12 protein-coding genes are annotated in these 9,669 nt (G+C 66.5%); 8 read left to right on the top strand and 4 right to left on the bottom strand.

Going from position 1 to position 9,669, the window contains the following annotated elements; translation table 11 throughout:
- Positions 1-4: 4 nt before the first annotated feature.
- Positions 5-811 (top strand): cold-shock protein, encoded by an 807-nt coding sequence (locus V6M50_RS01180; RefSeq protein ID WP_332816702.1) that lies wholly within the window; start codon positions 5-7, stop codon positions 809-811.
- Between the two features lie 105 nt (positions 812-916).
- On the opposite strand, the gene V6M50_RS01175 is transcribed toward V6M50_RS01180, so the two are convergent.
- The 4 genes from V6M50_RS01175 to V6M50_RS01160 all read right to left on the bottom strand — a co-directional run bounded on the left by V6M50_RS01175 (position 917) and on the right by V6M50_RS01160 (position 3,130).
- Positions 917-1,384, bottom strand: a complete 468-nt coding sequence (locus V6M50_RS01175) for a Dps family protein (RefSeq protein ID WP_332816701.1) — start codon at positions 1,382-1,384, stop codon at positions 917-919.
- Between the two features lie 116 nt (positions 1,385-1,500).
- Positions 1,501-2,070 (bottom strand): hypothetical protein, encoded by a 570-nt coding sequence (locus V6M50_RS01170; protein ID WP_332816700.1) that lies wholly within the window; start codon positions 2,068-2,070, stop codon positions 1,501-1,503.
- Positions 2,071-2,102: 32 nt separating this feature from the next.
- Positions 2,103-2,435, bottom strand: coding sequence for a hypothetical protein (locus V6M50_RS01165; protein WP_332816699.1), 333 nt, complete (start codon positions 2,433-2,435; stop codon positions 2,103-2,105).
- Positions 2,436-2,485: 50 nt separating this feature from the next.
- The gene (locus V6M50_RS01160) at positions 2,486-3,130 is read right to left on the bottom strand and encodes a GGDEF domain-containing protein (protein WP_332816698.1); all 645 of its coding nucleotides are present in this window, start codon (positions 3,128-3,130) and stop codon (positions 2,486-2,488) included.
- A 246-nt stretch (positions 3,131-3,376) separates the two neighbouring features.
- Here V6M50_RS01160 and purE point away from each other — a divergent pair, with 246 nt between their 5' ends.
- The 7 genes from purE to V6M50_RS01125 all read left to right on the top strand — a co-directional run.
- On the top strand, positions 3,377-3,886 hold the full coding sequence (gene purE, locus V6M50_RS01155; protein WP_332816697.1) for a 5-(carboxyamino)imidazole ribonucleotide mutase: 510 nt from the start codon (positions 3,377-3,379) through the stop codon (positions 3,884-3,886).
- Between the two features lie 6 nt (positions 3,887-3,892).
- Positions 3,893-4,966, top strand: coding sequence for a 5-(carboxyamino)imidazole ribonucleotide synthase (locus V6M50_RS01150; RefSeq protein ID WP_332816696.1), 1,074 nt, complete (start codon positions 3,893-3,895; stop codon positions 4,964-4,966).
- Positions 4,963-5,457, top strand: a complete 495-nt coding sequence (locus tag V6M50_RS01145; RefSeq protein WP_332816695.1) for a dihydrofolate reductase — start codon at positions 4,963-4,965, stop codon at positions 5,455-5,457. The genes V6M50_RS01150 and V6M50_RS01145 overlap by 4 nt, the downstream gene beginning before the upstream one ends.
- On the top strand, positions 5,457-6,638 hold the full coding sequence (locus V6M50_RS01140; protein ID WP_332816694.1) for a dipeptidase: 1,182 nt from the start codon (positions 5,457-5,459) through the stop codon (positions 6,636-6,638). The genes V6M50_RS01145 and V6M50_RS01140 overlap by 1 nt, the downstream gene beginning before the upstream one ends.
- 142 nt (positions 6,639-6,780) lie before the next feature.
- Positions 6,781-7,722, top strand: a complete 942-nt coding sequence (locus tag V6M50_RS01135) for a bifunctional riboflavin kinase/FAD synthetase (protein ID WP_332816693.1) — start codon at positions 6,781-6,783, stop codon at positions 7,720-7,722.
- Between the two features lie 106 nt (positions 7,723-7,828).
- The gene (locus V6M50_RS01130) at positions 7,829-8,872 is read left to right on the top strand and encodes a glycerophosphodiester phosphodiesterase family protein (protein ID WP_332816692.1); all 1,044 of its coding nucleotides are present in this window, start codon (positions 7,829-7,831) and stop codon (positions 8,870-8,872) included.
- Between the two features lie 134 nt (positions 8,873-9,006).
- A partial coding sequence (locus V6M50_RS01125; protein WP_332816691.1) for a class I tRNA ligase family protein occupies positions 9,007-9,669 on the top strand: 663 nt, incomplete at its 3' end.

The following is a 9,669-nucleotide window of genomic DNA, read 5'->3' as shown; positions in this document are numbered from 1 at the left end:
GACAATGAGTTTCAACAAGGATCGCCGCGGCCAGCGGGGGCGCGGCAAGCGCGATGATTTCGGCAATTTCGACAGCTTCGAACCTGCACCCTATGGCGGCGACAGCTATGGCGGCGGCAATCGTGGTGGTGGTTTCGGCGATCGCGGCGGCTTCGGCGGCGGTGACCGTCCCGGCGGCGGCTTCGGCGGTGGCGACCGCAGCGGTGGCGGCGGCTTTGGCGGCGGCGATCGTGGCGGCGGCTTCGGTAGCGGACGTGGCGGCGGCATGCCGGCGCAAGTCGTCGGCGAAGGCAATGGCACGGTCAAATTCTTCAACCCGGCAAAGGGTTTCGGCTTCGTCGCGCGCGACGATGGCGGCGAAGACGTGTTCGTCCACATCAGCGCGGTCGAACAGGCGGGGCTTCAGGGGCTCGCCTCGGGCCAGCCGCTCGGCTTCACGCTCGTCGAACGCAATGGCAAGGTGTCGGCCATCGATCTGAAGATCGAAGGCGAGCCGATGCCGATCGAGGACAGCGGTCCGCGCCGCGACGATCGTGGCGAACGCCCCGGCGGCGCAGCCCCGGGCGGCGCCCGCGGCCGGCGCCAGCTGACCGGTGAACGCACGTCGGGCACGGTCAAATTCTTCAACACGACGAAGGGCTTCGGCTTTATCGCGCGCGACGACGGACAGGCCGATGCCTTTGTCCACATCAGCGCGGTGCAGCGCGCCGGCATGGCGGGCCTCGATGAAGGCGACCGCGTCGCTTTCGATATCGAAGTCGACGACCGCGGCAAGTTCGCGGCGGTGAACATCCAGCCGCATCAGGACTGATCGGCCGGATCAACGGTAAAAACGAAAAGGGCGGCTCGCGGGCCGCCCTTTTTGTTTGGAGTAAAGCTGGGCGATAATGCCTCCCCCTTGATGGGGATAGTGGGGTCAATACCCCAGCGTCGCCTCCAAAAACCAGATGCGCTGCTGCGTCTCGTCGGCCCAGCCATCGACCAGGCCGCTCGTCGCGATGTCGCCATCGGCTTCGGCGGCCGCCTTCACCTCTTTGAGCTGGCCGAGCAGCGTCCTGTTGTCCGCGGCGAGCGTGCGGATCATCGCTTCGGCGTCCGAACCCGCGGCATCGTCGTCGCGGATCGACTGGCGGCGGCCGATGTCGCCGATCGACCGCAGCGCCGGCGCGCCATTTTTGCGCACCCGCTCGGCGATCGGGTCGGTCGTGGCGAAAATCTGCGTCGCCTGCTCGTCGAACAGCAGGTGCAATTCGCGAAAATGCGGTCCCTGGACATGCCAGTGATAATTCTTCGTCTTCAGATAGAGCGCGAAGCTGTCGGCGAGCAGCGCGTTGAGCGCATCGGCGACGGCGGGCTGGTTTTTCTGGGTCGTTTTCTCGGACATGGGAAACATCCTTTCTGTTACCCGGACCATATAGCGCGCCCGCGCGGCGCTTTCCCATTGAACCTATTGGTCGCTATCATCGACAAAAGCGATGAAACCATTGTCGATCGAACGATTCAGCCGATCAGCCCAAACGCGCCCATCGCGGTGCGGATGCTCCAGATGGCAAGGACCGCCGCGCTCAGCCAGCGCAGGATATGCGCCGCGCGCTGCTCGGCGAGCGCGGGACCAAAGGCAAGGAAGGGCAGCATCGCGAGCGTCCAGCCGACGAGCCCGCCCGCCGCCGCCCACTGCCCCGCCCCGCTTGTCGCGGCGAGCGCGCCGATCAGGAAATGGCTGCGGTCGCCGAACTGCGCGGCGAGCATCCGCCCCGCGAGCATCGCGGGCGCAGCGTCCTGCGCGCGCGCAACGTCCAGCGCCGGCCGGACCCGCCAGAGCAGCGCGACCGCCGCCGACAGCATGGCGAACGCGACGAGCAGCGCCGCCACCCCCTGCCCGATCATCCGGTTCGCGAGTCCCCCTGCGATCGCGGCGACGAGCGCGTTGAGAAGGAAGGCGCCGAAGGCGAGGGCGGTGGTAACGCGCCGGTCGGCGCGCACGCTGAGCAGGCGCGACAGGAAAATCCCGCTGCGCCCGTCGGCATTGGCGAGCAGCACCGCCACCAGCGCGAGCATGATTGCATCCATGATCTAAGGTCTGGGTTGTCAGGCGGTTGGCGTCAATGCCCCAAACGCATCGCGACCGACGCGAGCCACGCCTCGTGCGCGGCGGCCGACAATGGCCCGCGCGGCGCGTTTGCCGCATCGCTCATCGCGTCGAGGTAGGTCAGGATCGCGGCGCGATAGCCGCCGCCCGCGACCGCCGATTCGAGCCGGCTGGCCAGCGTTTCGACCGCGGCAAAGCCATTGTCGCGCGCGAGGCAGCGAATGTCGTCGATCCCCCGCACGATCTGCGCCAGCGCGCAATGCGGCAACGCTTCGGCCAGCGCGCCGATCTGGCCGGTAATCCGGCTCTGGATTTCATGATATTGGTCGGCTTGGGTTCGCATCATTCACCCCCTGTCCCTGACGGTAACGATGCGCTTTTTTGGTTAACAGGTGATTAGCGGTGCCCCGGCAAGCTATTCTGCGCCTGCTTGCACCGGTACATGTCGCGGTCGGCCGCCGCCAATATGTCCGATTCGGTCATCCCGATCTGCAGCATCGCGACCCCGAAGCACGCCGACAGCGCGATCTCGTGCCCGTCATAATGCGTGGGTGCCGCGGTCAGGACGTCGCACAGCCGGGTGACCTGCGTACGGGCGCCCTCCTCGCTCGACTGGTCGAGGATCAGGCCGAATTCGTCGCCGCCAATGCGCGCCGCAACATCGGTCGCGCGGATCGAACCGGCGAGCCGCTTGGCGATTTCCATCAGCGCGAAGTCGCCCGCGGCATGGCCAAAGCTGTCGTTGATGAATTTGAGCTGGTTGACGTCGACGAACACGATCGCGGCGCGTTCGGCGTGACGCTCGAACCGCGCCATGCGGTGGTGGATCGCGGTCAGGAAATAGCGGCGGTTGAACAGCGGGGTCAGCGTGTCGCGTTCGGACACGCGCTCAAGCTCGGCGACGGCGATCTTCAATACGCGGTTCTCACGGCGCAACGCGTCGCGTTCGCGGCGTATTTCGCGCAGCTGGTCCTCGATGGAGTCAACGGATACGATGCCGAACTGGTCGACCGCGATCCGTGCCCCCCCTACGCTGTCCATTCGACGTCCCCGAAACGAACCCATGTTCCCCGGCCCCATGCCGGCGGAAATTGTGGGGCGACCCTAAACCCGACTTGATACCAATCGGTAAACGCCAAGGTCAGCATCCATCAATTACCCGTTCGAGGTAATCGATGGATGCGGACCCGGCTCATTGGTGGCGTTGCCCGCGCGCGACCTTGTCGCTAGGGGGAATGCGGCGGCGATTCATCCGTGGGTCGGGGGCCGGTAGAGGAGGGACGGGTGATGGGCGATAGCGCGCCGCAAGCCAAAGTCAGTGTGGGCGTCATCATGGGCAGCCAGTCGGATTGGCCGACCATGGCGCATGCCGTCCAGATCCTCGAGGAGTTCGGCATCGCGCATGAGGTGCAGATCGTATCGGCGCACCGCACCCCCGACCGCCTTGTCGCCTATGCCAAGAGCGCGGCCGAGCGCGGGCTGCAGGCGATCATCGCCGGGGCCGGCGGCGCCGCACACCTGCCCGGCATGGTCGCGTCGATGACGCGCGTTCCGGTGCTCGGCGTCCCCGTCCAGTCGGCGGCGCTCGCCGGCGTCGACAGCCTCTATTCGATCGTCCAGATGCCCGGCGGCGTGCCGGTCGCGACCTTTGCCATCGGCAAGGCGGGGGCGACCAACGCCGGGCTGTTCGCCGCCGCGCTGCTTGCCAATACCGACGCGAAGCTCGCCCAAAAACTCGACGCCTGGCGCGATGCCCAGACGAACAGCGTCGCCCCCATTCCCGTTCGCGAGGGCTGAGCGTCGGTGCTGCCACCCGGTTCGACGATCGGCATTTTGGGCGGCGGCCAGCTCGGCCGCATGCTTGGCCTTGCCGCCGCGCAGCTTGGATTTCAGGTCCATATCTACGCGCCCGACCGCGAAAGCGTCGCGGCGCAGGTCGCGGCGCGCCATGTCCAGGCGGCGTGGGACGATGAACCGCGCCTCGCCGCCTTTGCCGCCGCGTGCGACGCGATGACCTTCGAGTTCGAGAATGTGCCGATCGACACGGTGCGCTTCCTGTCGGGGCATGTCGCGGTCCGCCCGGGCGCCCAGGGCCTCGAAATCGCGCAGGACCGGCTCGCCGAAAAGCAGTTTGTCGCTGGCCTCGGCGGCCGTACCGCACCCTTCGCCCCGGTCCCCGACCGCGCCGCGCTCGACACCGCGCTCGCCGAGCTCGGCACCCCCGCGATCCTCAAGACCGTGCGCATGGGCTATGACGGCAAGGGACAAGCGCGGCTCAGGACCGACGCCGACGCCGATACGGCGTGGGACGGCATCGACCATCACGCCGCGATCCTCGAGGGTTTCGTCACCTTCGCGCATGAATTTTCGGTGCTGCTGGTGCGCGGCATCGACGGCGAAACGCGTTTCTGGGACAGCAGCGTCAATGTCCACGAGGGCGGCATCCTCGCGACGTCCAGCCTGCCACCGCCGCAAATCGTCCTCGACCAGCAGGACGAAGCGCGCGCGCTGATGCAAGCCATCGCCGACGCGCTCGACTATGTCGGCGTCCTCACCGGCGAATTTTTTGCCACCGACGCCGGCCCCGTTTTCAACGAGATGGCGCCGCGCGTCCACAACAGCGGCCACTGGACGATCGAAGGCGCGGTAACCAGCCAGTTCGAAAATCATATCCGCGCCATCGCCGGCCTGCCGCTCGGCAACACCGACACCGCGGCGCTGCCCGTCGTTATGCACAATCTGATCGGCACCTCGATCGGCACCGTGCCAAGCCTGCTCGCGGACCCCGGCGCGCATGTTCATCATTATGGCAAGACCGAGGTCCGCCAGGGCCGCAAGCTCGGCCACGTCACCTGGGTCGGAACCTCTCCCGCATGAACCATCCCGAAATCACCCTGATCCTCGCGCGCGCTGCCAATGGCGTCATCGGCGCGAATGGCAAAATGCCTTGGCACCTGCCCGCCGACCTTCGCCGTTTCAAGCAGCTCACCATGGGCCGCCCGATGATCATGGGGCGCAAGACCTTCGACAGCCTGCCCGCGGTACTCGAAGGTCGGCGCCATATCGTGCTGACCCGCGACCCCTACTGGCAGGACGAAAATGCCGAGGTCGCGCACAGCGTCGAAGAGGCGCTGCGCCTCGCCAACGCCCCGCAGGTCATGGTGATCGGGGGAGCCGAAATCTACGCGCTGTTCCTCGCCGTCGCCGACCGCATCGAACTGACCGAGGTCGCACTCGAGCCAAAGGGCGACGCCGCCATTCCCTATCCCGACGCCGCATGGCGCAAAGTCGCGCGCGAGGACCATCCCGCCGACGAGGCCGGGCGCCCGGCCTACAGCTTCGTCACGCTGGTGCGGGAAAAGAGCTGATGCGCCGCTGGCTGACCGGCATCCTGCTCGTCGCTGCGGTCGGTGCGCTCGCGTTTTTTGCGTTCGCCCCCGGCATCATCGAGCGCGGCACGAACCAGATCGACGGCAAGCCGCTCCCGGCGGTCAGCGCGCGCGCGAAAGCGCTCCACAAGACGCTGACGATCGTCGACCTCCACAGCGACACCCTGCTGTGGAAGCGGGACATCCTCGACCGCGCCGACCGGGGGCATATGGACCTGCCGCGGCTCGAGGATGGCAACGTCGCGCTGCAGGTGCTCGCGAGCACGACCAAGTCGCCCAAGGGCCAGAATTACGACGCCAATAGCGGCGACACCGACAATATCACCGGCTTGGTGATCGCGCAGCTCCAGCCGGTCCGCACCTGGAACTCGCTGCTCGAACGGTCGCTCTGGCACGCCGAAAAGCTCCACCGCGCGGTTGCGGCATCGGAGGGCGAGCTCGACGCCGTCGCGACTCCCGATGATCTCGATGCGCTGCTTACGGCGCGGCGCGGCAAGGTGCCGCCGGTTGGCGCGATGCTCAGCATCGAGGGACTGCATGTCCTCGAAGGCAAGCTCGCGAACCTCGACAAGCTCTACGCCGCAGGGTTCCGCATGGCGGGGCTCACCCATTTCTTCGACAATGACCTCGCCGGATCGATGCACGGCCTCAAGAAGGGCGGGCTGACCCCGCTCGGTCGCCAGGTTGTCGAAACGATGGAGGCGAAGGGCATGATCGTCGACATCGCACATTGTTCGAACGCCTGCGTCGCCGACATCCTCAAGGTCGCGCGCCGTCCGGTCGTGTCGAGCCACGGCGGGGTGCAGGCGACGTGCAAGGTGAACCGCAACCTGTCGGACGACCAGATCCGCGGGGTCGCGGCGACCGGCGGCCTGATCGGCATCGGCTATTGGGACGCCGCGGTGTGCGACACCGCGCCCGCGAGCATCGCCAAGGCGATGAAACATGTCCGCGACCTCGTCGGCATCCAATATGTCGCGCTCGGCAGCGATTATGACGGCGCCACGACGGTGCGGTTCGACACGTCGAAACTGGTGCAGGTCACGCAAGCGCTGATCGACGCGGGCTTCAGCGACGACGAGATCCGCGCCGCGATGGGCGGTAACGCGGTCCGCGTGCTCAAGGCCGGGCTCGTGCCGCTGACCCCGCCGGCATCATGATCGCCCCTTCAAACACCGCTCGCCCTGAGGAGCCGCTGAGCGAAGTCGAAGCGGCGTCTCGAAGGGCCCTTCGAGACAGGGCTGTCCCTTCGACAAGCTCAGGGTCAGCCCTTCCTCAGGGCGAACGGCGGAAGATGGACCGATGATCCGCCTCGACGGCCACGCTCGCATCGAAGACCCGCTACGCGGCGGCGTGATCGCGCTCGGCAATTTCGACGGCTTCCATGCCGGGCATCAGGCGGTCGTCGGCCGCGCCGTCCGCCACGCGCGCGACGAAGGCCGCCCCGCGATCGTCGCGACCTTCGACCCGCATCCGGTGCGTTTCTTCAAACCCGATGTCCCGCCCTTCCGCCTCACCACGCTCGACCAACGGCAGGAACTATTCGCCGCCGCGGGCGCAGACGCGATGCTCGTCCTGCCCTTCGATGCGACGCTCGCGGGCACTACGGCGGAAGATTTCATCACCGGGCTGCTCCTCGATCGCTACGGCGCCGCGGGGGTCGTCACCGGCAGCGACTTCGTCTTCGGCAAAGGCCGCGGCGGCAATGTCGTCACCCTCGCCGACCATGCCCGCCGCCTCGGCTTCTTCACCGAAATGGTCGCGCCGGTCGACGACGCCGAGGAGGTGATCTCGTCGAGCCGCATCCGCGACGCGCTGCACGCGGGCGACTGCGCCACCGCGGCGCGCCTGCTCACCCGCCCTTTCACCGTGCGCGGGCGCGTCGAGCATGGCGACAAGAACGGCCGTCTGCTCGGCTTTCCGACCGCGAATATCGACATGGGCAACTATCTGCGCCCGCGATACGGCATCTATGCCGTCACCGGCCGCCTGCTGAACGAAGGCCCGGGGGGCCGCGTGCTGAAGGGCGCGGCGAACCTCGGCATTCGCCCGAGCTTCGATCCGCCCAAGGAATTGCTCGAACCGCATTTCTTCGACTTCGCGGGGGATTTGTACGGGCAGGAAATCGACGTCGCTTTCCACGCCTTCATCCGGCCCGAGGCGAAGTTCGATAATATGGACGCGCTGACCGCGCAGATCGCGGCGGATTGCGACCGCGCGAAGGAGTTGCTGGCGGCGGTATAGCAAATCCGTTTCCCCGAGCGAGTCGAGGCAGCGAGGTTGCAGGTTCTCGCTACGCTCGAACGGGCCCCTCGACTTCGCTCGGGGAAACGGATGCAAGGGGGGAAGAATGACGAAAACCGACGACGACTGGGCGGCCGGGCTCGAAGGCCCGACCAAAAAACCGATGAAGCGCGGCACGAAGATCTTTCTCTGGGTCTTCGCGCTCCTCGTCGCGTGGTTCACGCTCAGCAACGCGACCTGGCTCGCCCCTGATCCCGCGGGCAAGCGCACGCTCATCGCGCATCGCGGCGTGTCGCAGCTGTTCGATCACACCGGCATCGGCCGCGACACCTGCACCGCGACGCGCATCCGCGCGCTCGAGAATGATTATATCGAAAACAGCCTGCCCTCGCTGAAGGCCGCGATCGGCCGCGACGCCGGCATGGTCGAACTCGACATCGCGCCGACAAAGGACGGCCACCTCGCGGTCTTCCACGACTGGACGCTCGATTGCCGCACCGACGGCAAGGGCGAAATCCGCGACCACGCAATGGCCGACCTCAAGAAACTCGACATCGGCTACGGCTATACCGCCGACGGCGGGAAGACCTATCCTTTGCGCGGCAAGGGCGTCGGCATGATGCCCGATTTCGACGAGGTGCTCGCGCAGCTCGGCCACGCCTCGCTGCTGATCAACTTCAAGTCGCCCGACCCGAAGGAAGCCGAAATGGTCCTTGCCGCCTTCGCGCGCGCCGGGATCGACCCGAATGTCCCGCGCTTCGGCTTTTACGGCAAAGGAAAGCCGATCGCGGTGATCCGCGAAAAAGCGCCCAAGGCGTGGGCGATGGACCCCGACAGCGCCAAGGCCTGCACCAAGGATTATATCAAATATGGCTGGTCGGGCTGGTATCCGCCAAGCTGCCGGAACAACACGATCATCGTCCCGCTCGACTATCAATGGGCCTTTTGGGGCTGGCCAAAGCGGCTGCAGGCGCGCGCCGCCGCGCATGGGACGCGCGTGCTGCTCGTCGGCAACTACGGCGACAAGGCGAATGGCCTCGGCCTCCACGACGTCCGCCAGCTGCAAAAGGTGCCGGCCGCCTTCACTGGTTTTGTGTGGGTCGAGGACATCTACAACATCGGGCCGGCACTGCGGCCGCGGCAGAAATGACACGGGTAGCATGGGGCCCGACTTTCGTCGGGGAACAATAGCGATGCGATCCCCGACGAAAGTCGGGGTCCAGCAACATAGCGCGACACTCCTACTGTTTGCGCCGCCGCAAAACTGCGCTAAGCGCCGCCACCATGACCGACAGCACGCCCGACTTCCGCGACACCGTCTTCCTGCCCAAGACCGACTTTCCGATGAAGGCCGGCCTGCCGCAGAAGGAACCGCTGATTCTCGCCAAATGGCTCGCGGGCAATCTCGAGGGCCAGATTCGCGCCGCGCGCGCGGGCCGCGAGCAGTTCATCCTCCACGACGGCCCGCCCTACGCCAATGGCGACATGCACATCGGCCATGCGCTCAACCATATCCTCAAGGACATGGTCGTCCGCACCCAGACGCTGAAGGGCAAGGACGCGCCCTACGTCCCCGGCTGGGACTGCCACGGCCTGCCGATCGAGTGGAAGGTCGAGGAGCAGTATCGCAAGAAAAAGCTCAACAAGGACGAGGTTCCGGTCGAGGAATTCCGCGCCGAATGCCGCGCCTATGCGCAATCCTGGGTCGACACCCAGCGCGAGCAGTTGAAGCGCCTCGGCATCGGCGGCGACTGGGACCACCCGTATCTCACGATGGATTATGAGGCCGAAGCCACCATCGTCCGCGAGCTGCTCAAATTCGCCGCGAACGACATGCTCTATCGCGGCGCCAAGCCGGTGATGTGGTCGCCGGTCGAAAAGACCGCGCTCGCCGAGGCCGAGATCGAATATGAGGATATCGTCTCGACCCAGATCGACGTCGCGTTC

The sequence above is a fragment of the Sphingopyxis sp. genome, from assembly GCF_036675685.1.
In the GTDB taxonomy this organism is placed as follows: domain Bacteria; phylum Pseudomonadota; class Alphaproteobacteria; order Sphingomonadales; family Sphingomonadaceae; genus Sphingopyxis.
The sequence above is the reverse complement of the archived record's forward strand: the minus strand, read 5'-3'. Positions and strand labels throughout refer to the sequence as shown.

What these genes read in the sequence shown, in the direction of transcription:
- V6M50_RS01140 (WP_332816694.1), top strand. Translation starts at nt 5,457, where the DNA reads ATGCGCCGCTGGCTGACCGGCATCCTGCTCGTCGCTGCGGTCGGTGCG.
- V6M50_RS01130 (WP_332816692.1), top strand. Translation starts at nt 7,829, where the DNA reads ATGACGAAAACCGACGACGACTGGGCGGCCGGGCTCGAAGGCCCGACC.
- purE (WP_332816697.1), top strand. Translation starts at nt 3,377, where the DNA reads ATGGGCGATAGCGCGCCGCAAGCCAAAGTCAGTGTGGGCGTCATCATG.
- V6M50_RS01145 (WP_332816695.1), top strand. Translation starts at nt 4,963, where the DNA reads ATGAACCATCCCGAAATCACCCTGATCCTCGCGCGCGCTGCCAATGGC.
- V6M50_RS01135 (WP_332816693.1), top strand. Translation starts at nt 6,781, where the DNA reads ATGATCCGCCTCGACGGCCACGCTCGCATCGAAGACCCGCTACGCGGC.
- V6M50_RS01160 (WP_332816698.1), bottom strand. Translation starts at nt 3,130, where the DNA reads ATGGACAGCGTAGGGGGGGCACGGATCGCGGTCGACCAGTTCGGCATC.
- V6M50_RS01170 (WP_332816700.1), bottom strand. Translation starts at nt 2,070, where the DNA reads ATGGATGCAATCATGCTCGCGCTGGTGGCGGTGCTGCTCGCCAATGCC.
- V6M50_RS01165 (WP_332816699.1), bottom strand. Translation starts at nt 2,435, where the DNA reads ATGATGCGAACCCAAGCCGACCAATATCATGAAATCCAGAGCCGGATT.
- V6M50_RS01175 (WP_332816701.1), bottom strand. Translation starts at nt 1,384, where the DNA reads ATGTCCGAGAAAACGACCCAGAAAAACCAGCCCGCCGTCGCCGATGCG.
- V6M50_RS01180 (WP_332816702.1), top strand. Translation starts at nt 5, where the DNA reads ATGAGTTTCAACAAGGATCGCCGCGGCCAGCGGGGGCGCGGCAAGCGC.